This is a genomic window from Thiorhodovibrio frisius (assembly GCF_033954835.1).
GTDB classification, from domain to species: domain Bacteria; phylum Pseudomonadota; class Gammaproteobacteria; order Chromatiales; family Chromatiaceae; genus Thiorhodovibrio; species Thiorhodovibrio frisius.
The window spans coordinates 4859193-4881281 of sequence record NZ_CP121471.1 but is presented as its reverse complement, the minus strand read 5'-3'; the positions used below and the strand labels follow the sequence as shown (position 1 = coordinate 4881281).

The following is a 22089-nucleotide window of genomic DNA, read 5'->3' as shown; positions in this document are numbered from 1 at the left end:
CATTACACCATGCTTCTCGAGATTCGTGAACGCGCCCAGGGCTGGGTCGCTTGGGCCATCGTAATCCTGATCAGCATTCCCTTCGCTCTCTGGGGTATCCAGTCCTATCTTGGTGGCGGTGGCGAACCGGCGGTGGCAACCGTCAATGGCGCTGAAATCACCGAGCAGCAGCTGAATCAGAATCTTCAGCGCACTCGCGTGGACTTGCGCGAGCGCTTGGGCGACGCTTACGACCCGGCCTTATTTGAGGATGGCGGCCTGCGCGAACGGGTGCTGGACCGGATGATTGAGTCTCAGGTGCTGCTTGACGCCTCGGGGCAATTGGGTCTGCGGGTCGCCGATGCGGTACTGCGTTCAGCCATCGCGCAAGAGCCTGCCTTCCAGAAAGACGGCCACTTCGACAAGGCGACCTATGCGCAGGTGCTGCAATATCAGGGGCTCTCGCCAGCCGCCTTTGAACAGAACCTGCGCCTGCAATTGCTCCAAACTCAGCTTGAGCGTGCGGTGGAGAGTACAGCTTTCGCCCCCCAAAGCGAGGTTGATCAAAGTATCCGTCTGATCCGCCAAGAGCGCGAGATCAGCTACATTAAGCTGCCGCAGGCGGATTTCGCACCTGGGCAATCGCCGGATGAAGAGAAGGTGCGCGCCTTCTATGATGAAAACCCGGATCGCTTCAAGTCTCCGGAGCAAGTCAAGCTGAGCTATATCCTGCTGTCCCCCGAGCTTCTTGGCGCCGATCAGACCGTCAGCGAGGAGGATCTTCAGGCGTTGTACGAGGAACGCGCCGAGACTCTCAAGACGCCAGAGATGCGCTCGCTCCGTCATATCCTGATCGCGCTGCCAGCGGATGCTGATGAAGCCAGCATTGATGCTGCGCGCGAAAAAGCCGCCGCTGCGCGCGAGCGAATTCTCGCTGGTGAGGCATTTGCCAGTGTCGCTAGCGATGTTTCAGATGATCCCGTCTCGGCTGCGGCGGGCGGCGATCTCGGCCAGATCGAACGCGGCATGCTCGACCCGGTTCTTGAGCAGACTGCCTTCAGCCTGAATCTCGGTGACTTGAGCGAACCCGTGCGTAGCCGCTTCGGCTACCACCTGCTTGAGGTCACAGCTGTCGAACCCAGTGTGATGCCGTCTTTCGATGATGTCGCCGGTGAATTGCGCAAGGAGTTGCAGAGCCGCTCCGCCGAGGGCGCTTTTTATGACCATGCCGAGCGGCTCGCGACTCGGGTCTATGAGGTTCCCGACAGTCTGGTGCCTGCCGCCGAGGAACTGGGGCTGGACATACAGACCAGTGACTGGATCGACCGCAGTGGCGGAGCTGGCATTTTTGCAAGCCAGAAAGTGGTGGCCGCCGCCTTCAGTGAGGAAGTGCTCGGCAGGGGCAATAACAGCGAGTTGATCGAACCCGATCCCCAGCGCCTGGAGGCACTGGTACTGCGGGTTGACGAGCATCGCCCGGAGGCAGTGCGCCCCCTCAAGGAGGTGCGCGAAGAGATTGTCCAACTGCTCAATGCGCGTGAGGCGGCGGCGGCGGCCTTGCAGGCGGCCGAGGCGCTGTCCGCGCGGATTGAACAGGGAGAAAGTCTGCCGGCGGTTGCTGGCGAGACCTATCCGGTCGAGGCGCCTGGCATGATTGAGCGTCAGTCGGGCGAGTTGCCTGCTGCTGTGGTGCGCGAAGCCTTCCTGCTGCCGCGTCCGGGCGTCGAGCGTCCCAGCGTCGGGACGGCCACCGATGGCGAGGGCGACGCCTTTGTTATTGCCGTGTCAGCAGTGCGCGATGGCTCCGTCGATGATTTGACTGTCGAGGCCCGTGCCGCCGAGGCCCGCGTGCTGGCACAGAGCCTGGGCCGTTCGGACTTCACCCATGTGGTGTCGGGACTCGAAGCCAGCGCTAAGATCGAGCGCAAGGCGCTGGCGTCCGATCAGGAGTAAGGCTTGGTCTTGCCTCCCCGCGCTCATGAGCGCGGGAAGAGGTTGTGATGATAGGCGTTATCCAAGCCCCAGGATGTGGTACCCGGTATCGACGTAAAGCACATCCCCGGTGATGCCTGAGGCCAGGTCGGAGCACAGAAACGCCGCAGCATTGCCAACTTCATCGATGGTGACATTGCGCCGCAGCGGGGTGCGCTCTTCCACCTGCTTGAGCATCGAGCGGAAATCCGAGATGCCGGCGGCGGCTAGGGTGCGAATCGGCCCGGCGGAGACGGCATTGACCCGGGTGCCCTCGGGGCCGAGGGAATCTGCCAGATAGCGCACATTGGCCTCCAGGCTCGCCTTGGCCACGCCCATCACGTTGTAATTCGGCACCGCGCGCACCGCCCCCAGGTAGCTCATGGTCACCAGCGCGCCATTGCGCCCGGCCATCATGGCGCGGCCCGCCTTAGCCAGGGCGGCGAAGCTGTAGGCGCTGATCTCGTGCGCGGTATTGAAGCCTTTGCGCGTCACGGCATCGATGTAGCTTCCCTCAAGCTCCTCCTTGGGCGCGAAGGCAATGGAATGCACAATGCCATCGAGCCCATCCCAATGCCCGGCGAGTTGCTCGAAGCAGGCATCGATCTCGGCATCACTTGCCACATCCAGCGGCAGCACGATGGATGAATCACACTTGGCGGCCAGGTCCTCGACCCGCCCGCGCAGCTTCTCGCCCTGATAGCTGAAGGCCAGTTGTGCGCCCTCGCGATGCATGGCCTGAGCCACACCCCAGGCGATGGAGCGGTTGCTGGCGACGCCAGTGATCAAAAAGCGCTTGTCTGCTAAAAATCCCATGGTTTCCTGGTCTCTATTGTGAGTGGTTTGGGTTGTGAGGTGTTTTACTTGTCAGTGTCCTGGCTCTGGCGCCGTTGCCATCGTATCCTCTTCGGCACTGGTAAGCCGGCGCCTAGGGTGCGATCATTGTGCGCGTGAAAGCAACTTGCCACATTAACCAAAGTGCGCCCCAGTTGAAAGGCCCGAGCGGCGTTGTTCTGGTTCCACTGGCTTTGGCCTGGTCGCTAGCCTTGGTTTTGCTGCTGGGCGGCTGCGGCGACACCGCTTGGAACAACCCCTATCCAGCCAGCGAAGCGCGCGCGAACATCGTCTACAGCGCCTTTTCCGAGCAGCCCAAACATCTCGACCCGGTGCGTTCATACAACAGCAACGAGTATGTCTTTATCGGGCAGATCTACGAACCCCCGCTGCAATACCATTTTCTTAAGCGGCCCTACACCCTGGTGCCGCTGACGGCGGCATCCATGCCCGAGGTGCGTTATTTCGATGCCGAGGGTAACCGGCTGCCGGGCTCGGCACCGGCCGAGCAGGTCGCCGTCAGTGAGTATCTGATTCGCATCCGCCCCGGTATTCAGTATCAGCCGCACCCGGCGCTGGCCCGGGCCGAGGGCGCACCGGCGGGGGAGGGCTATCTTTATCATCATCTCAAACCCGCCGATCTGCGCGGCATTGAGGATCTCGGCGACTTCCCTGCCACCGGCACCCGGGAGGTGACAGCCGAGGACTATGTGTATCAGATCAAGCGTCTGGCTGCGCCCTGGCTGCATTCGCCCATTGCCGGGCTGATGAACAAGCACATCCTGGATCTTGCTGAGCTGAGTGAGCGCCTGGCCGAGGCGGCGCCGGCACCTGAGACAGGGGAGCGGCCCTTTTTCGACCTGCGCAAGATGCCCTTTGCCGGTGCCGAGGTCGTCGACCGCTATAGCTATCGCATCCGCATCGAGGGGCGCTATCCGCAGTTTCAGTATTGGCTGGCGATGCTGTTTTTCAGCCCCATGCCCTGGGAGGCTGAAGCTTTTTACGCCCAACCTGGGCTGGCCGAGCGCAATATCACCCTGGACTGGTATCCGCTTGGCAGTGGTGCTTTCATGCTGAGTGAGAATAATCCCAATTTGCGCATGGTGCTCAGTCGCAACCCGCATTTTCATGGTGAGACCTACCCGAGTGAGGGTATGCCCGAGGATGTCGCGGCAGGGTTGCTTGAGGATGCTGGCCAACCGCTGCCGCTGGTCGATCAGGTGATCTTCGCGCTCGAGAAAGAAAGCATCCCCTATTGGAATAAGTTTCTACAGGGTTACTACGACAGCTCCGGCATCGCCTCCGATGCCTTCGACCAGGCGATTCAGTTTAGCGCCGGTGGCGATGCCGAGCTGACCGAGGATATGGGCGCCAAGGGTATCGCGCTCGCGACTGCCGTGGATACCAGCATCTGGTACATGGGCTTCAACATGCTCGACCCTGTTCTGGGTGGTAACTCCGAGCGCGCGCGCCTGCTGCGCCGGGCCATCGCCATGGCGGTTGACTTTGGCGAGTACATTTCCATTTTCGCCAATGGCCGCGGCATCGAGGCCCAGGGCATGCTGCCGCCGGGCATTTACGGGCATCGCGAGGGGCGCGCCGGACTCAACCCTTATCTTTTTGATTGGCAGGAAAACCGTGCGGTGCGCAAGCCGATCAGCGAAGCCCGTGCCCTGCTCGCCGAGGCCGGCTACCCGGATGGGCGAGATTCGCAAACCGGTCGCCCGCTCACGCTCTACTACGAGGCCATGGACGCCGGCCCCGATGGCAAGGCGCGGCTCAATTGGATGCGCAAACAGTTCGCCAAACTCGGCATTGAGCTGGTCGTGCGCGCCACCGACTACAATCGCTTTCAGGACAAAATGCGCGAGGGCACCGGGCAAATCTTCATGTGGGGCTGGAATGCCGACTATCCGGACCCGGAGAATTTGTTCTTCCTGCTCTATGGCCCCAACGCCAAGGTCAAGGGCGGGGAGAACGCCTTCAATTACCAAAATCCGGAGTTCGACCGCTTGTTTGAGCAGATGCGGGTGATGGACGACACCCCCGAGCGTCAGGCGTTGATCGATGAGATGACCGATATCCTGCGCCGCGACGGGCCGGTGGCCTTTGGTTTCTTTCCCAAGTCCTATAGCCTCTACCATCAGTGGCTTGGCAATGTGAAGCCGAATCTCATGGCGAACAATACCCTGAAGTACCGTCGCCTGAATCCGGATCGGCGCGCCGAGCAACGCCTGGCGTGGAATCCGCCCGTGCTCTGGCCGCTTGGGCTGCTGGCGCTGGTGTTGGTGCTCGGTGCCCTGCCGGCCTGGCTGATGGCGCGCCGGCGCGAAAGGAGCCGCGCTCTATGATGGCCTATATTTTGCGCCGGGTAGCCTATGCGCTGCCGATCCTCATCGGGGTGAATATTCTCACTTTCGCGCTCTTTTTCGTGGTCAACTCGCCCGATGACATGGCGCGCATGCAGCTTGGGGATAAGCGCGTGACCCAAGAAGCCATCGACACCTGGAAGGCCGAGCATGGCTATGACCAGCCGCTGTTTGTCAATCCGGCCGCCGAGGGGCTGGGTGCGCTGACCCAGACGATTTTTTTCCAAAAGTCACTCAAGCTCTTTGCCTTTGATTTTGGTTCATCCGACAGCGGGCGTAACATTGGCAACGACATCTCCCAGCGCATGTGGCCGAGTCTGGCCATCGCGGTGCCTGTGTTGCTCACGGGTCTTGCCATCAACATCAGCTATGCGCTGATGATTGTGTTCTTCCGCGCCACCTATATCGACTTCGGCAGCGTGGTGCTGCTGGTGGCCATGATGTCTATTTCCAGTCTGTTCTACATCATTGGCGGGCAGTTTTTGATTGGCAAGCTGCTGCATTTGGTGCCCATCTCTGGCTATGACACTGGATTTGAGGCGCTCAAATTCCTGATCCTTCCAGTGATTGTCAGCGTTATCGCCAGCATTGGCAGCGGTACTCGCCTGTATCGCACCTTTTTCCTTGAGGAGATCAACCGCGATTATGTGCGTACCGCGCGCGCCAAGGGCTTGGCCGAGCGAGTGGTGCTCTTCCGCCATGTGCTGCGCAATGCGCTCATTCCTATCCTGACCGGCGTGGTGGCGGTGCTGCCGCTGTTGTTCATGGGCGCGCTCATTACCGAGTCTTTCTTTGGTATCCCGGGGCTCGGCAGCTACACCATCGATGCCATCAGCCGCCAGGACTTTGCCATTGTGCGCGCCATGGTGTTTCTCGGCTCGGTGCTCTACATTCTGGGGCTGATTTTGACGGACATCTCCTACACGCTGGTCGATCCGAGGGTGCGGCTGTCATGAGCCGGGTGGTCAGTGGTCAGTGGTTAGCGGGCCGCAGTTGTCGCGCGCTGGACCTTTGGATTTTGGTTGCTTCACCATGCTGGTAATCCTCTGGACCGATGCGCTCATTTTTCTGCTGATTGCGGTGGCGCTCAGCTTTGCCTTCTATGCCTCGCACCATCCGCACCTGGCCGAGCCTTGGCGCCAGGTGGGGCGCTCGCGGGTGGCTGCGGCGGCCTTGGTGGTGCTGGGCTTTTATGTCGTCATCGGCTTGCTCGACTCGGTGCACTTTCATCCGCGGCTGGAGGCGGCTGCGGAACAATCTGCAACAGACGCGCCAGCGCCGGCGCACTCGACCCAAATCCTTTCATTGCTGGATCTTTGGCTCACGCCGTTGCGCGAGCGCGGGGAAAAAACCTTCTCGGCGCCCTTCGCCACCCATTTGTTTGTCAAAGAGCCCATTGAGCAGCCGGATGGAAGCCTGGTGCGCACCTATCCCCGGCTCAAATATGGCGGCGTGCATCTTGATGACCCGGAGCAGGGGCGTGGCTGGGATATTGTGGTCTCCAGCCTGCTTGGGCTGATCAAGGCGCTGATCGCCTGGACCGCCATCCTTCTGGTGGGGCTGGGCGGCTGGGCCTGGCATCGGCGAAAGGCGTTTGACGCACTCTGGCGATCCTTATGGCAAGCGCCGGAGCAGGCGCCTTGGCGGGTAGCTTTGTGGACGCTGCTGGTGATGCTGGCCATCAGCTTCATCGCCGGTGAGTTGGCGTTGAACTATCACATCCTCGGCACCGACAAAGTGGGCGAGGATGTTTTCTATCAGAGCCTCAAGAGTGTTCGCACCGGCTTGGTGATTGGCACCCTGACCACCCTGGTGATGCTGCCGGCGGCGGTGATTCTGGGCATCATGGCCGGGTATTTCCGTGGTCTGACCGATGACATCATCCAATACCTTTACACCACGCTCAATTCCATCCCCGGCGTGCTCTTGATTGCCGCCGCCATTTTGATGCTGCAAGTCTATATGACCAACCACGGCGATGAGTTCAACAGCCTGGTTGAGCGCGCCGATTTGCGTCTGCTGTTTTTGTGCATCATCCTTGGCGTGACCAGCTGGACCGGACTGTGCCGGTTGCTGCGCGGCGAGGCGCTCAAACTGCGCGAGGCCGACTATGTGCAAGCGGCCACTGCGCTCGGGGTGCGGCATTCGCGCATCATCGCCCGCCATATCCTGCCGAATGTGCTGCATATCGTGATGATCGCCATCGTGCTTGACTTCAGCGGCCTGGTGCTGGCCGAGGCGGTGCTGTCCTATGTCAACATTGGTGTCGATCCAACCATGAACAGCTGGGGCAATATGATCAACAGCGCGCGTCTGGAACTGGCGCGCGACCCCATCGTCTGGTGGTCCCTGGCGGCGGCATTTGTCTTTATGTTTACCCTGGTGCTGGCCGCCAATCTGCTCGCCGACGTGGTGCGCGACGCCTTTGATCCGCGCTTGAGGAATTCACCATGAGTGGGCTTGCAACTGATGTCTGATCGGATAATGTCCGGGAAGAATCTAATGGCCGGAAAGCATTCGGTGCTGGAAGTCAGCAACCTGCGCACCCAACTAGGCGGCGCAACGCGATCAGTGACCGTGGTCGATGGGATTGATCTGCGCATCGCTCCTGGTGAGACCCTGGCGCTGCTCGGCGAGTCTGGCTGCGGCAAGTCCATGACGGCCCTTTCCTTGATGCGGCTGTTGCCACTCGGCGGACGGATTGTTTCTGGCTCGGTCAAGCTCGGCGAGCAAGAACTGCTGCGTCTGGCGGAGCGTGACATGCGCGCGCTGCGCGGCGGGCGTCTGGCCATGATTTTCCAGGAACCCCAAACCTCGCTGAACCCCGTGTTGCGTGTTGGCACCCAGGTGGCCGAAGCGGTGCGGCTGCATGAGGGGCCGACTGCTGAAAAGACCGCGCCTTGCTCTGAAGCTGCCCAGTCTGAAGCGCTGGTGTCTGCGGCTGCGGGGTCTGGTCAGGTAGCCGCGCGGGTCGTTGAACTGCTGCGTGCGGTTGGCATTCCCGACCCCGAGCGCCGTGCCGAGGAATACCCCCATCAGCTCTCCGGTGGCATGAAACAGCGGGTGATGATTGCCATGGCGCTGGCCGGTAATCCGCAGCTGCTGATTGCCGATGAGCCGACCACGGCGTTGGATGTCACCATCCAGGCGCAGGTTTTGCAGCTGCTGAAAGGTCTACAGCGCGACACCGGCATGAGTGTGCTGCTGATCACCCATGATCTAGGCGTGGTGGCCGAGACCGCCGACCGCCTGGCGGTGATGTACGCCGGGCAGCTGGTCGAGCAGGCGAGCTGTGCCGAGTTTTTTGCCGCGCCGGCCCATCCCTACAGCCGCAAATTGCTCGAAAGTCTGCCAACGGCGGCCAAGCGCGGCGGTGCGCTGGCGATGATTCCGGGCCGTGTGCCGCCGCTCGATCAGCCCTTCAGCGGCTGTCGCTTCGCGCCGCGCTGCGAGCTGGCGCGATCCGAATGCCACAGTAGCGCACCGGATTGGTACCAAGCGGGCAGGGACCATCAGGTGCGCTGCCTGCTGTGGCGCGATGGGAGAGTGGAGTTCGCGCCGGCGGTCGCTGCGACATCCGATGCGGATCAAGACCAGGCATCATCGTCGCCAGCCGCCGAGCCGCTGCTGACCACTGAGGCACTCAAAGTCTGGTTCCCGATTCGTAGGGGGCTTTTCAAGCGCGTGGTCGGCCAGGTGCGGGCGGTCGATGGGGTGGATTTGACTCTCAAGGCTGGCGAAACCCTGGCGCTGGTGGGTGAGTCCGGCTGCGGCAAGACCACGGCTGGCAAGGGGCTGTTACGGCTCGAGCTGCCCACCGGCGGACGTGTGCATTATCTGGGTGAGGATCTCGCGGCTCTGTCAGCCGGGCGCATGCGCAGGCTGCGCAAGGATTTGCAGATCATTTTCCAGGACCCCTTCGCCGCCATGAACCCGCGCATGCTGGTTGGCGACATTGTCGGCGAAGGCTTGCAGGCGCTGGGCCTCGAATCCAAGGCGGCGCGCCGGCGCGAGCGCGTGGCTGCGCTGCTCGAGCGCGTCGGCATTGGTGCTGAGGCCATGACGCGCTATCCGCATGAATTCTCCGGTGGTCAGCGCCAGCGCATTTGTATTGCCCGGGCGCTGGCGGTGGAGCCGAAAGTGATTGTGTGTGACGAGCCGACGAGCGCGCTCGATGTTTCGGTTCAGGCGCAGATTTTGAACCTGCTCAAATCCTTGCAGCAGGATTTTGGCATCGCCTATCTGTTCATTACCCACAACATCGCGGTGGTGTCTTACCTCGCCCAACAAATGGCCGTGATGTATCTCGGTCGCATTGTCGAGCAGGGGCCGGCCGGGGCTGTGCTGGATGATCCGCGCCACCCCTACACCCGGGCACTGCTCTCCGCTGTGCCTAGTATTGATCAGGACAGTGGCCGTGAGGTGATTCGCCTCAGTGGGGATATGCCATCTCCGGCCAATCCCCCGTCAGGTTGTCATTTTCATCCGCGTTGCCCGCAGGCGAGGCCAGAGTGCGCGCGCGCCTACCCCGATGCTGTGGCGTTCGGCGCCGAGCGTCAGGTTTGCTGTCTGCCGGAGATTGTCACCGGCGAGGCTTAAGAGGGTTTCGGCGAGCAAATCCGTCAGGCAATAAAGGCCGCTGAGGCGTCAGTCGTCGCCAGTATTAAACGCGTGGGAATCGTCGAACTGAGGGAACTCCTCGTCATGCTCGACCAACAGTGCGAAGAGGGTCGAGCTATGCTCCAGGGAAAACCCCTGGCGTGCCCCATCGCGGCTGTCGCTCATCAGGGACTTGATGAAATCGCGTGCGTCACGGGTGCCCCAGAGTTTGTCGATTTCCTTCAAATGGGGGAATTTCTGGTACAAGGCCGTGGTATCTGTCTGTGGCATGCAAGATGCTCCCATGGGTCGTTGCTTGAACTTTGTGGCTGGCTGATCCGATGCCATCGTCCGATGGCAACAGAGCATCATAGCCCTATCGCCCCAAGTCGAGGTGGCTCCTGGCTCGATTTGAAGCGGTGGCAAGCCGCCTCTTTGGCACTCGAGCGACTGCAATTCGGAATTGCTGGCGCCTGGGGCAAAATCTCGGGCTCGATGAATGTCTGCTCCACCGCGCAGTTTTTTCGCTGGAGTTTGTTAGACTGATGGCGTTCGTTGTCGGTTCCGGGCGGCACTTTGCCTCAACTCCCGACAGCCTTGCAACCCTTGCATGATTGCCTGTGATATGAATGCTGAAGCGCCATCTCGCCATATTGTCCTGCTGAGCGTCCACGGTCTGTTTCGTGGTCACAACCTAGAGTTGGGCCGCGATGCCGACACCGGCGGCCAGATTCTCTACGTCATCGAGCTGGCCCGCGCGCTGGCCAAGCGCCCCGATGTCGGTCAGGTGGACCTTTTCACCCGCTTGGTCGATGACCCCAATATCAGTCCGGACTACGCCGTGCCCATTGAGCCCATCGGCGATGGCGCGCGCATTGTGCGCATCGAGGCCGGGCCGCCGGAATATCTGCCCAAGGAACAGCTGTGGGATCATCTCGACACCTTTGCCGATAACGCACTGAGCTTTCTGCGCGAGTCCGACCGGCTGCCTTGCCTGATCCACTCTCATTACGCCGATGCAGGCTATGTCGGTGTGCGTCTGTCCGCCCAGCTCGGCGTGCCGCTGGTGCATACCGGCCACTCACTCGGGCGCGTTAAGCGGCGACGGTTGCTGGCCTCTGGAGTCAAGCAGGATGTCATCGACACCCGCTACAACATGACCCGGCGCATCAATGCCGAGGAAGAAACCCTCGGTGCGGCCAGTCTGGTGATTACCAGCACCACCCAGGAGATCGAAGAGCAATACGGGCTCTACGATCACTACCAGCCCGAGCGCATGCAGGTGATCCCGCCAGGGACAGATCTGGAACGCTTCCGTCCGCCCGATGGCCGCGAGCAGAAGGCGCCTATCCGCAACGAGCTGCTGCGCTTTCTGCGCGAGCCGAAAAAGCCGCTGATTCTCGCCTTGTCGCGGCCCGATGAGCGCAAGAACATCGCCACCCTGGTTGAGGCCTATGGTGAGTCGCCGGAGCTGCAAAGAACGGCGAATCTGGTCATCGTCGCCGGTAATCGCGATGATCTGCGCGACATGGACAGCGGCGCCCAGACGGTGCTGACCGACATTTTGCTGTTGATCGACCTTTACGATCTCTACGGCCGGGTGGCCTATCCGAAGCATCACAGCGCCGATGAGGTTGCGCTGCTCTACCAGATTGCCGCTGCCTCGCGCGGGGTCTTCATCAATCCCGCACTGACCGAGCCCTTCGGCCTGACGCTGATTGAGGCCGCTGCCAGCGGTCTGCCCATTGTCGCCACCGAGGATGGCGGGCCCATCGACATCATTGACCACTGTAGAAACGGCATCCTGATCGACCCTCTCGACAAGCAGGACATTACCAAGGCGCTGCTCAAGGTGCTGTGCGATGCCAGCGGCTGGCGCAAACTCGCGCAGAATGGCCTGGCCGGGGTGCGTAAGCACTATGCCTGGAGCGCCCATGCCGACAGCTACATGGAAGCGCTTGGCCCGCTGCTTGAGAAAGTCCAGCCGCCCCCGCAGGCGCCGTTATCACGCCGGCGGATTCTCTACCACGACCGCGCCATCTTTACCGATCTCGACCAGAACCTGCTCGGTGATCCGGATTCGCTTGCCGATTTCATCCGCATCCTGCGCGACAACCGCAAGTGCTCCACCTTCGGCATCGCCACCGGCCGGCGGCTGGACTCGGCGCTGGCCATCATGCGTCGCTATGGCATTCCGCGCCCGGATGTGCTCATCACCGCCCTGGGCACCGAGATTTACTACGCGCCCCAGCTTACGGCCGACGGCTCCTGGACGCGGCATATTGACAATCTGTGGTATCCGCGCCGGGTGCGCGACCTGCTTGTTGAGTTGCCGGGCGTCAAGCCCCAGCAAAAGTCTGAGCAGAGTCGCTTCAAGGTCAGCTTCTTCTACGACCCCGAGCATGCTCCGTCGCTCGATGACATCGGCAGTCTGCTGCATCAGGCCGACCTGAACGTCCATCTCAATCTGTCCTTCGGCCAGTTCCTCGACGTGGTCCCCGCGCGCGCATCCAAAGGGCTGGCGTTGCGCTATGTGGCGGATCAATGGGGTATCCCGCTTGAGCACTGCCTGTGCGCCGGTGGCTCCGGCGCGGACGAGGACATGATGCGCGGCAACACCCTGGCTGTGGTGGTCGCCAACCGCCACAACGAGGAACTCTCCAAGCTGATCGACACCGAGAGTATCTACTTTGCACAGGAGCCATTTGCGGCCGGTATTCTGGAAGCCATCGACCACTACGACTTCTTTGCCGCCTGTCAGGTGCCGCCGGCGCCCGATGCAGAGCCAGCATCGCTGACAGAGCTGTCGCAGTCAGATGAGTCGGGAGCGGCGTCGCAGACCCCGGCTGATGGCGATGACCAGTCGAGTGGTCATGAGGACGAGGAAGAATCCGCGCGCCCGAGCTAATCAAGCAAGCTAATCGAGCGAGGTCGTTGTGGCATGTTCGGCAACTCCCGATCTGACAGTTCAGCGTGTTTGGCGTCAGATGCAGCCCGGCCACGGGTGGTCGTAACGCCGGCTGAAGCCGCCGCGCATTTGCGCTGTTTAGCGCAAGAATCCGACCGCCAAGGCCGCGCGCGTGCGCTTGAGCTGCGCCGGCACCTGCCGCAGGCTGTTGCCTTGTTGCGAGATCAGTATGGTGCAACGCGGGTGGTGCTTTTCGGCTCCCTCGCGACAGGTCGTTGCCATGCCGACAGCGACGTGGATCTGGCCGTTGCCGGACTGATGTCCAAGCGCTACTTCGCCGCGCTTGGAGACTTGATGAACATCTTCCAGGCTCCCGTCGATCTGGTCGAGATTGAGCAAGCGCCGCCGAGCCTTCTCGAGCGCATCGACAGTGAGGGGGAGTCATTGTGAACGGCACCATCCAGCGGTTGCGCGCGGAAATTCGCTTCGATCGCGAAGCCTTGGCCAGGCGTGTCGAGGAATTGCGCAATCTCAAGCTGTCATCCCGCGACCCGGCAGGCAGCGCGCAGGCGGCGGTCGCTTTGCACCATGCCTATGGCTCGGTTGAGGCCCTGATGGAGCGCATTGCGCGTGAAATCGATGGCTTTCTCGCGCAAACGGCCGAACAGGCAAGGGATGACGGCTGAACGGTTGCCGAGGTTCGCGTGAAAGAGATCAACCTCAGTCAGATTTCGCTCACCGCCGTCGATTTGGCCGTTATCGGCGGTTACTTCGTGCTGATTGCCGTCATCGGTGTGCTGGTGGCGCGACGTACCCATGACGATCAGGATCTGTTCCTGGCCGGGCGGCGGCTGCACTGGGCGCCGGTCGGGCTGTCGCTCTTTGCCTCGAACATCTCGTCCACCACCCTGATCGGCCTGGCCGGCGCGGCTTACACCTGGGGGCTGGCGGTCGCCAATTACGAATGGATGGCCGCACCCATTCTGGTGGTCATGGCGTTGGTGTTCATTCCGCTCTATCTCAATGCCCGCATCGGCACTGTGCCCGAGTGGCTGGAGTGCCGCTTCGACCGCCGCGCGCGGCGTTACTTCTCGGCGCTGACGCTGCTCGCCAATATCCTGGTCGACACCGCCGGCACCCTCTTTGCCGGCGCCCTGGTGCTGGCCAGTCTGGTGCCGGGGCTGGATCTCTTCACCGCCGCGCTGCTGCTGGCCGCAGTCGCCGCCAGCTACACCGCCGCCGGCGGACTGGCCGCAGTGGTCTACACCGATGTGCTCCAGGCCATTTTGCTCATCATCGGCGCCTGCCTGGTCACCTGGCTCAGCTTTGCCGAGCTGGGCTTCGACTGGGGCGCGCTGGTCGCCGCCACCCCGCCGGAACGGCTGCACCTGTTCCTACCGCTGGATGATCCGAATCTGCCCTGGCTCGGCACCCTGATCGGCGTGCCGGTGCTGGGATTTTACTTCTGGTGCACTAATCAGTTCATCGTGCAGCGGGTGCTAGGCGCACGCAGCATCAGCCACGCGCGCGCCGGCGCTCTGCTGGCCGGGCTGCTCAAGCTGCCGGTGCTTTTCATCATGGTGCTGCCCGGGGTGATGGCGATTCAGATCCTGCCTGGGCTTGAGCATGGCGATCAAGTGTTCCCGGCACTGATCGCCGAGCTGCTGCCAGTGGGCCTGACCGGCCTGATTCTGGCCGCACTTGTTGCGGCCCTGATGTCGAGCATCGACTCTACCCTGAATTCCGCCGCCACCCTGCTGACGCTCGATTTCATCAAGCCGGCCTGGCCAACCTTGAGACCAAGGCGCACCGCATGGATTGGCCGTGCCGCCATCCTGCTCTTTATGCTGCTCGCGGCGATCATCGCACCCCTGATCGGCCATTTCGAGGGGCTGTTCCATTATCTGCAAACCGCGCTGTCCTATCTGGTGCCGCCGGTGGCCGCAGTCTTTCTGCTCGGCGCCTTTGTCGCTCGCGCCGGACCGCGCAGCGCGCTCGCGACGCTGCTCGGCGGGCATCTGATCTCGGCAGTGCTGTTCGGGCTCTGGCTGCTCGGTGTGATCACCCTGCATTTCACCCTGATTGCTGGGCTGCTGTTTTTTGTCAGCGCCGGTATTTTTCTCACCACCAGCTGGCTCTGGCCGGTCAGCGCCGCTGAGCGCTCGCCGGCACTCTGGTCACCGGCGCTGTCCAAACCCGAGCCCGGAACCCGCTGGTGGTGGGATTATCGCCTGCATGGCATTCTTCTGCTGCTGTTGACCCTGGCCTTGGTGTGGAACTTTCGCTGATTCTCGGGTTCATCTTGTTGGGCGGTTTCCGGAAAACCGGATACCGCAGCCTTGATTCAAGTCCAGGGTGCATTGCTGGGAGTGTTGGCCTGGAGTGTCAGTCCACAGTCTTTGGTTTCTTAGGTCGGCCAATACACCTGAGGTAAGGGTATGAAAGAAGCCGTGTCGCTCCGGTTGGAGTCAGAGACCCTGAATCGTCTGAACCTGCTGGCTCAGGCGACTGGGTGCCAGCCTGGGTCGCTGATGGTCGACGCCATTGAGCGCTATGTCGCGCATGGGGACTGGCAGGTGGCGGCCATTCAGGATGCCGTAAGTGAACTCGAGAGTGGCCATGCGCGCATCGTGGAACATGAGGAGGTCGAACGCTGGCTTCGCAGTTGGGGGGCGAGCGTTGAACTGGAGCCGCCAAGTTGCGGCTAAAATGGCACGAACGGGCAATTGGCGATTTGCAGGCGGTTAGGGCTTATATCGCCGAAGACAATCCCCAAACGGCCGCGCAGGTGGCTGAGCGGATTTTGCAGCCGTTTCTCAGTTGACGCAAAATCCGTCCATTGGTCGCTTGGGCAGAGTCAGGGATACCCGCGAGTTGGTGATCAGCGGAACCTCCTAAATTGTGGCTTATCGTGTCGTTGGTGATCTTGTTCTCGTTCTGCGTGTTTTGCATGGTGCCCGGCGCTGGCCCGAGCGGTTTTAGTTTTCTACCTGTCGGTTTTTACTGATGAATCAATCTACCTTTAATCAAGCTCGGCACCAATGCGTTCATGCCAGCCGGCGTCGCTCGGCCCTGGTGACGGCGTCCTTGCTCACGCTCCTACTCGGCGCCTGCGCCACGCCGGTGCATCTGTCGCAGCCGGTCAGCGAGGCTGCTGTGGCGCAGGCGGATCAGGAAATTCGCGGCACGCCGCCGCCTCACGAGCGGCGCTTGAATGATCGGGCGGCCGAGGCGAAAGTGCGCGCCATTTTCAATCGGCTCGAGCCCGGTGCACGCGATCTCTGCTATCAGATGGGCGAGGACAATTGCCAGTGGGATCTGCGCTACTCCAACGACCCGGCGCTGAATGCCTTTGCCGCCGGTGCCGACACCATCGTGATCCAGAAAGGCGTGCTGAGCTATGCCGACAGCGAGGAGGAAATCGCCATGGTGATTGCCCATGAAATGGCCCACCATGCCGCCAACCATATCTCCGAGACCAAAATGAACGCCATGAGCGGCGCCCTAGTTGGTGGTTTGTTGATGGGTGCTCTGGGTGCAGCAGCCACCTCCGGCGGCGGCTATGACAGCGGTCAGCGCTCAGCGCGCATCACCGATTCTGCCCTGCTTGGCGCCGGTGTGGGCGCAGTGATCGGGCAACTCAGATACTCTAAGGATCAGGAGAATGAAGCGGACTATCTCGCTGCCTATATCCTCGAGCGCGGCGGCTATGATCCACGCAAGGCGCGCACCATGTGGGCCAAGCTCGCCCGCGCCGGGCGCACCGAGCATGGCGAGCGCCATTCCTTCGATACCCACCCCGACCCGGCTGAGCGCCTGGCGCGCTGGGATGAGACAGTGCGCGAAATGCAAGCCTATGGGGGACGCTTCCGCTGAGCCGGCTGCCTGATCTGGTCAGCCGTGAGACGCGGCCAGTACCTGCGGAACCCTCAAACGAGCGATTGAAGTTCTTAAACCCAAACACTTGGGCGACTGCTGATGACTCAGACTGATTACGGCTCGACCGTTGAAATCAACCGCGCGGCTGGCACCCGCCTGGAGCTGTTGCTATTCCGGCTCGACCATACGCAGCTTTACGGCATTAATGTGTTTAAGGTGCAGGAGGTGGTGCCCTGGCAGCCGCTGACCAAAATGGCGGGCTCGCATCCGTTGGTGCTGGGTGTGGCAACCCTGCGCGGGCGCACCATGCCGGTGCTGGACTTGTCGCTGGCGATGCAACTCCCGCCGCTGCAAGAGCCGCAAAAAGGCCACATCATCATTACGGAGTACAACCGCTCGGTGCATGGTTTTCTGATCCGCCGGGTGGAGCGCATCATTCACACCAAGTGGGATCAGGTTCAGCAGATGCCGCGCAGGCTCGGCCGTGATACCTATGCCACGGCCGTCACTCTGGTCGAGAAGGAGCTGATTCAGATTCTCGACGTCGAGAAGGTTCTGGATCAGGTGGTGCATGCAAGCACCCATGTCTCCGCAGGCTTGACCGAAGGGAAAGTCGCCCAGGGCCGGCGGGTGCTGGTGATCGACGACTCATCTGTGGCGCGCCATCAGATTCAGCGCGCGCTCGAGCAGCTTGGCATCGAGTGCACCCTGATGAACGATGGTCGTCAGGCGTTGGAGTTGATCGAGCAGATGGTGGCGGACGGCATTGATATCGCAAGCCATTTTCTCATGGTGATTTCCGATATTGAAATGCCGGAGATGGACGGCTACGAACTCACCACTCAAATTCGCGCCAATCCGGGTACTAACAATATTTATATTCTGTTGCACTCATCCATTAGCGGCGTGTTCAACATCGATATGGTCGAGCGCACCGGGGCGAACAAGTTCATCCAGAAATACCATCCCGACGATCTCGCCCGCGTGGTGCTCGATCATCTGGAGGCAAAGGAAGAAGGCCACTAGCGCGAAACCCAGCGTGTCAGGTCGCGGCCATTGAGACAGCCGGCTGCACTCTGGGCGGTGGGGCCGGCACAGGGGGCGCAATGGGTGAGTCGCGGCGCAGAGTTTCGAGCAGATCCGTATAGGCCGCGACTGCGCGTGAGCGCGGATCATAAAAGGATGGCGGCACTCCCGCGCGGCTCGCGTCGCGCAAACGGGTATCGACTGGCACATAGCCGTGCCACAGGTGGTCGGGGTGATCCCGTCGCAGTTGCGCCAGGCTCTCGATCGACGCCCGGGTGCGTGGGTCGAAGTAGGTCGGCACGATGGTGTAACTCAGCGGTTTCTGGCGCACCCGCAGGACCATGTTCATGGTGCGCAGCATGCGTTCAAGTCCCTTCATCGCCAGGAACTCTGTTTGCACCGGAATGATCAGCTTGTCGCACACCGCAAGTGCGTTGATCAGCAGGATACCCAGGACTGGCGGGCAGTCGATCAGAATGTGGTCATATTTGGCTGCCAGCGGCGGCAGCGCCCGCTTGAGCACCAGGCCAAGCCCGTCGAGCCGTCCGGATTGCCGGTCCAGCCCGGCCAGTGCCGTGGTGGCCGGAATGAGGTCCAGACGCGGGTTATCGGTTGAGAAGATCAGTTGGCGGATGTCAATGTTTCGACGTTCGGCTGTCGCCAGGAATAAATCGTAGCTGCTGAACTCGAGCTCATCGGGATCATAGCCAAAGTAGGCCGACAGCGAGGCATGCGCGTCGACATCAATTAGCAGGGTGCGAAACCCCCATGCCGCTAGTAGCCCGCCGAGGGCTACCGTTGTTGTCGTCTTGCCAACGCCCCCTTTGAGGTTGGCAATAGTCCAGATCTCCATGGAACCTCCAGAGATGTTGGCGTCTTGAGCAAAATGGCAGCCAAGATGTGAGAGCGCGCCAAGCGTGCGCGACGCTCGGTTGCCCAGCTAATCCATACCCGCCCATCAAGTTTAGTCGAAAGCTGTGCGAGTGCTTGCAACGAAGCGCTTTGTTTTGATTGGTGCGGAAGTCGCACTGTCAAAATATCGGCACCTTCGGCAGCTTTAAGATAGCTTAAGCAAATTGCATGCCATCTGTCTGAGCGCGGTGTTTCGCAAGTTCATTGCCGCCAGTGATTCGACAACGACAGCCATGCACTCGCTCCCCTGTTTGGGGCAGCGAGGCATGAGTGCAAGCGAAAACCAGATGACTTGTGATTCTTGGCAGAGGGCGTTGGAGGTGCGTCAGCGAGTGGTCTGGAAGATATCGCGGTAGGCGGCGTACATGGACGCGATCAGGATGGGGGATAAGATCAGCAGGCCAAGTCCGAAGGGGATGAGGGCAAGGACCATTAGCACGGCGCTGACAAGGCCGTAGATTAGAAAGGGCAGGACGTTTTTCAGGCAACCGAGGAAGCTCAATTTCATCGCGGCAACAGCGCCCAGGCCCTTTAGCATGACAAGTGCGGGGGCAAACCAGTAAGCCATCATTAGCGGGACCAACAGGGCCATGATGAGCAAAAACAGCAGCACGAGGTTCGCGTCCAGGGCTTGCAGCAGCAGTTCGGGATTGGCGTCGAGCGCCTGGACACCCATCCCGCCGGGCATGGCGGAATTGACCAGGATGACTACCATCAGAATGGTCAGAATGGTCAGGATGATGGAGCCGAGCATGTAGAGTCCGCCTACCCCGATCAGGGAGGCGGTATTTTTGCTGAAGCCCTCGAACAGATGATTGACGCGAAACTGGCCGCCGCTGGCCTGTTCATGGGCGCCCGCCATCAGTCCGCCAATGAGGACGGGGCCAATGAGCACCGATGCGATGCTGCCGATGAGCGGCACAAAGGCAAGCGCGAGGTTAATCAGCAGGAGCAGGACTAGGGCGCCAATCCAGGCGAGGGGGGCTTGTTTGAACAAAGCCCACCCGGCGCCGATCCAGCCCAGACCATGGCCCATTGGCACAGACTCGGGCTCGGGTGGCTGACCCGAAGTCATTCCGGCCCGGTAACCCGGCAGTGGCGGGGCTGTGCCCGGGCTGCTGCCCGGATGCGGTGGTGGTGCGGACGGACCGGTGCTCGGGGAGCCCAGAGGCGCGCTCTGCGCCTTGCGCTCGGCGGTCTGATTGGCCAGGTAGGCGTCGACCAAGACGCCGCAACTTTTGCATACGCCATTTTCGACGCGGCTAGAGCCGCATTTGGGGCAGCCTTTTCCCAGCGATGGGGTACCGCTACCCGCGCCGGTGTCGATCCGGGTGATTAGGCCGATCTCGTCTAGAATCTCGCGGTAGTGAGCAGCCGCTGCCGGGTCGACGTCTTTCTTGAGCGCTTTCTCCTGGCCGTCACGGATGAGTCTGCGAGCCTTGTCCTCTGGTACCTTGAAGACGGACGCGAATTTTTTGGCTGCCTGTTCCGGGTCGCTGCCAGGCTGTAATTGGCCGGTGAAAACAACGGTACAGAGTTTGCTCATGGTGGTTACCTGCGGCAGGGCTTGCTCAAGTGAGATTGCTCATGCGGTTTGTTTGTTCATCCAGGCGAGCAGCCCGGGCTCGGAAACCCAGACGTCGCGCATGGCTTCGCGGTACAGCCAGGCTTGGTCGTCGCTGCCGGGGGTACTGTGGCTCTGGTCAAGCGGTGGGCGCTTAATGCGCTTGCGCATCAGGTAGCGCGGTACGCGCGGCAGGCGCCCGAAAGCGTCGTGCAAGATGGCCGCAGCGCGTTCGGTGTGTCCCAGGCGGTAGAGTGCGAGTACTTCGCCATAGGCAAGCTCGGCGGTCACATCAGTCGGGAATCGGCGGGCTAAGGCCACGGCCTTCTCGTCCTCTTTCTGGCGCAGATAGTGGTTCATGAGTTCGGTGCGGATACCGAAGTCATCCTCGGGGTTGAGGTTGAGCAGTTGCTCGAGCAGGGCCCCGGCGGCGGCGGGCGGGCCTTCTTCAGCGCGCTGCTGGGAAAATCTTAGAAGCAGGCGCAGCAGCGGGCGATTGTCCGAGATTGACCAGGGTAGCCGATGTCGGCCATGGGCTGCCACGCTGTGCTCTAAAATGGCTTGGGCACGTTGAAAGATCGGTCGCAGCAGCCGGACGCGAAGCCAGGGCAGCCGGCTTTCGGGGTGTTCCTCAATCGCGCTGGCCAGGTCATCGAGGATGTCAAGGCTGTCGATGGCCTGCGGATGGTGGTCGAGAAACTTCAGCCAGCCGTCGCTCTCCCAGATGTTGCCATCGTCAAGCGAACTGAGTTGGGTGGCCAGGGGCTTGGAAGCGGTGAAGCTGCGATGCCAGGCGCGCTCGATGCGTTTTAGGGTGGCCGGTGGCGTCAGGCTGGCGCTTGGCGCGTTGGGGGCGGTGCCCGGCGGCAGGGGCAGGTCCTGTTCGGCAAACAGCGACAGTTGTTCGTCCAGAACCAGGCTAGCGCTGCCGCGCGGGCATTCGAAACCATAGGTTGGCAGCGGGCGCCTGTGGTGTGCTTCGATCCAGTCGCGCAATTTGAGTAGCATGGGGTCCATGGCGTCAGCATGGGTGGCCGCCAGCGCATCTTGAGGATCGGTGATGGCGTGGGTGAGAAAATCGAGCGTGCGCTCGCTGCCCAGACCATTGCGCCGCAGTTTGCCGCGCCAGAAGCGGGCACGCTCGCGCGCGAGTTGGTCGCGATGCTGCGCCGCCAGCAGGGTGATTTCGAGCAGGGCATTGGCTGGACTGTCTGGTGCGCTGCGCAGGGCCTGCTCGAAGGCGACGTGCGCCTGCGCAAACTGGCCGTCGTCGATGTGGCTGGTGCTGATGCGCTGCCAGGCAGCGGCTTGCAGTTCCCGCCCGGCAGTTTCTGTCACCCGGCGCAGAAAGCTCTGGCGTTTGTTGCGAAAGTCCAGTGTCTCGTAGGCGTCGCAAAGCGCATCGAGCGCGCCCTCATAGCGGCCGTCGAGTTCTTGGAGATCCCGGTCAAATAGGGGTTCGAGCAGGTGCGCGGCGCGGCCGGGACGATCATTGTCAAGCCAGCGATCAGCAACCTGTGATAGCAGATGCTCAGGGATGGCTTGGTGATTGATCGCATCCTGGACGGCGCTATCGTCGAGTTTGTCGAGCAGCAGTTCCCAGACCAGGTCGGTTGGCATTTCCGGCAGGTCGCCGGCCTGCGCGCAGCAATCGGCAAAGGGGCGGGAGGAGCCGCACAGGCAGGGTTGCTCGGCAGAGGGAGTGGGGACCGGCCGCAACTGGTAGCCCTGCGCGGGCAAGGGTGTTGCGTTCCAGATGGCGATCCCGAGTAGGGCGCCGAGGCGATTGAGTTCCTCGGCTGTCAACTCGGTCTCGTCGACCTCGAGGAACCTGGGAATGGCATCACGCGCCCAGTTAAGGAAGCGCTGTAGGTCTTGGTCGCGGAAGATTTCGTCGACCGCCGCTAGAATGAGTTCTCCCATGCGCTCGGCGTCCTGACTTTCGCGCTGAATCATGACAACCCCCAGTTTACTCCCCGGTTCACTCCGCTAGGTCGCTGCTGCCATCGCATCGCTGTGGCATTCTAGCGCGAGATGCCGGTTGGGTG

General features: G+C 61.6%; 17 protein-coding genes. 12 read left to right on the top strand and 5 right to left on the bottom strand.

The genetic code is table 11. From position 1 onward, the window contains the following. Positions 1 to 9 precede the first annotated feature (9 nt). On the top strand, positions 10 to 1932 hold the full coding sequence (locus Thiofri_RS22235; protein WP_009148640.1) for a SurA N-terminal domain-containing protein: 1923 nt from the start codon (positions 10 to 12) through the stop codon (positions 1930 to 1932). Positions 1933 to 1989: 57 nt separating this feature from the next. Here Thiofri_RS22235 and Thiofri_RS22230 read toward each other — a convergent pair whose 3' ends face one another. Next, positions 1990 to 2766 carry an enoyl-ACP reductase FabI gene (locus Thiofri_RS22230; protein WP_009148639.1) on the bottom strand — a complete coding sequence of 259 codons (777 nt, stop codon included), beginning with the start codon at positions 2764 to 2766 and terminating at the stop codon, positions 1990 to 1992. A 128-nt stretch (positions 2767 to 2894) separates the two neighbouring features. Between Thiofri_RS22230 and Thiofri_RS22225 the strand changes: the two genes are divergently transcribed. The 4 genes from Thiofri_RS22225 to Thiofri_RS22210 all read left to right on the top strand — a co-directional run bounded on the left by Thiofri_RS22225 (position 2895) and on the right by Thiofri_RS22210 (position 9752). Beyond that, entirely contained in the window at positions 2895 to 5135 is a 2241-nt protein-coding gene (locus Thiofri_RS22225; RefSeq protein ID WP_009148638.1) for an ABC transporter substrate-binding protein, read from the top strand. Next, positions 5132 to 6109, top strand: a complete 978-nt coding sequence (locus tag Thiofri_RS22220) for an ABC transporter permease (RefSeq protein WP_009148637.1) — start codon at positions 5132 to 5134, stop codon at positions 6107 to 6109. The genes Thiofri_RS22225 and Thiofri_RS22220 overlap by 4 nt, the downstream gene beginning before the upstream one ends. Before the next feature lie 76 nt (positions 6110 to 6185). Then, positions 6186 to 7607, top strand: a complete 1422-nt coding sequence (locus Thiofri_RS22215; protein ID WP_009148636.1) for an ABC transporter permease — start codon at positions 6186 to 6188, stop codon at positions 7605 to 7607. 48 nt (positions 7608 to 7655) lie between these two features. Continuing rightward, on the top strand, positions 7656 to 9752 hold the full coding sequence (locus Thiofri_RS22210; RefSeq protein ID WP_009148635.1) for an ABC transporter ATP-binding protein: 2097 nt from the start codon (positions 7656 to 7658) through the stop codon (positions 9750 to 9752). 48 nt (positions 9753 to 9800) lie between these two features. Here the strand turns inward: Thiofri_RS22210 and Thiofri_RS22205 are convergent, their stop codons facing one another. Then, a complete protein-coding gene (locus Thiofri_RS22205; protein ID WP_009148634.1) occupies positions 9801 to 10043 on the bottom strand; it encodes a hypothetical protein in 243 nt (80 codons plus the stop codon). Between the two features lie 334 nt (positions 10044 to 10377). On the opposite strand from Thiofri_RS22205, the gene Thiofri_RS22200 reads away from it, so the two are divergent. The 7 genes from Thiofri_RS22200 (at position 10378) to Thiofri_RS22170 (ending at position 17565) form a co-directional block, all read left to right on the top strand. Next, positions 10378 to 12660, top strand: coding sequence for an HAD-IIB family hydrolase (locus tag Thiofri_RS22200; protein WP_083848507.1), 2283 nt, complete (start codon positions 10378 to 10380; stop codon positions 12658 to 12660). Positions 12661 to 12729: 69 nt separating this feature from the next. Beyond that, positions 12730 to 13110, top strand: coding sequence for a nucleotidyltransferase family protein (locus Thiofri_RS22195; RefSeq protein ID WP_190275808.1), 381 nt, complete (start codon positions 12730 to 12732; stop codon positions 13108 to 13110). Next, positions 13107 to 13346 (top strand): hypothetical protein, encoded by a 240-nt coding sequence (locus tag Thiofri_RS22190; protein ID WP_009148631.1) that lies wholly within the window; start codon positions 13107 to 13109, stop codon positions 13344 to 13346. Before Thiofri_RS22195 ends, Thiofri_RS22190 begins: the two co-directional genes overlap by 4 nt. An 18-nt stretch (positions 13347 to 13364) precedes the next feature. Then, the gene (locus tag Thiofri_RS22185; protein WP_009148630.1) at positions 13365 to 14948 is read left to right on the top strand and encodes a sodium:solute symporter family transporter; all 1584 of its coding nucleotides are present in this window, start codon (positions 13365 to 13367) and stop codon (positions 14946 to 14948) included. Positions 14949 to 15098: 150 nt separating this feature from the next. After that, positions 15099 to 15368 (top strand): CopG family ribbon-helix-helix protein, encoded by a 270-nt coding sequence (locus Thiofri_RS22180; RefSeq protein WP_009148629.1) that lies wholly within the window; start codon positions 15099 to 15101, stop codon positions 15366 to 15368. 298 nt (positions 15369 to 15666) lie between these two features. Then, entirely contained in the window at positions 15667 to 16536 is an 870-nt protein-coding gene (locus Thiofri_RS22175; protein ID WP_009148628.1) for a M48 family metallopeptidase, read from the top strand. A gap of 102 nt (positions 16537 to 16638) precedes the next feature. Next, the gene (locus tag Thiofri_RS22170; protein WP_009148627.1) at positions 16639 to 17565 is read left to right on the top strand and encodes a chemotaxis protein; all 927 of its coding nucleotides are present in this window, start codon (positions 16639 to 16641) and stop codon (positions 17563 to 17565) included. Between the two features lie 16 nt (positions 17566 to 17581). Here Thiofri_RS22170 and Thiofri_RS22165 read toward each other — a convergent pair whose 3' ends face one another. The 3 genes from Thiofri_RS22165 to Thiofri_RS22155 all read right to left on the bottom strand — a co-directional run bounded on the left by Thiofri_RS22165 (position 17582) and on the right by Thiofri_RS22155 (position 21997). Then, entirely contained in the window at positions 17582 to 18418 is an 837-nt protein-coding gene (locus Thiofri_RS22165) for a ParA family protein (RefSeq protein ID WP_009148626.1), read from the bottom strand. A gap of 384 nt (positions 18419 to 18802) precedes the next feature. Beyond that, positions 18803 to 20023 (bottom strand): BPSS1780 family membrane protein, encoded by a 1221-nt coding sequence (locus tag Thiofri_RS22160; protein ID WP_009148625.1) that lies wholly within the window; start codon positions 20021 to 20023, stop codon positions 18803 to 18805. Between the two features lie 39 nt (positions 20024 to 20062). After that, positions 20063 to 21997 (bottom strand): hypothetical protein, encoded by a 1935-nt coding sequence (locus Thiofri_RS22155; RefSeq protein WP_009148624.1) that lies wholly within the window; start codon positions 21995 to 21997, stop codon positions 20063 to 20065. Positions 21998 to 22089 lie beyond the last annotated feature (92 nt).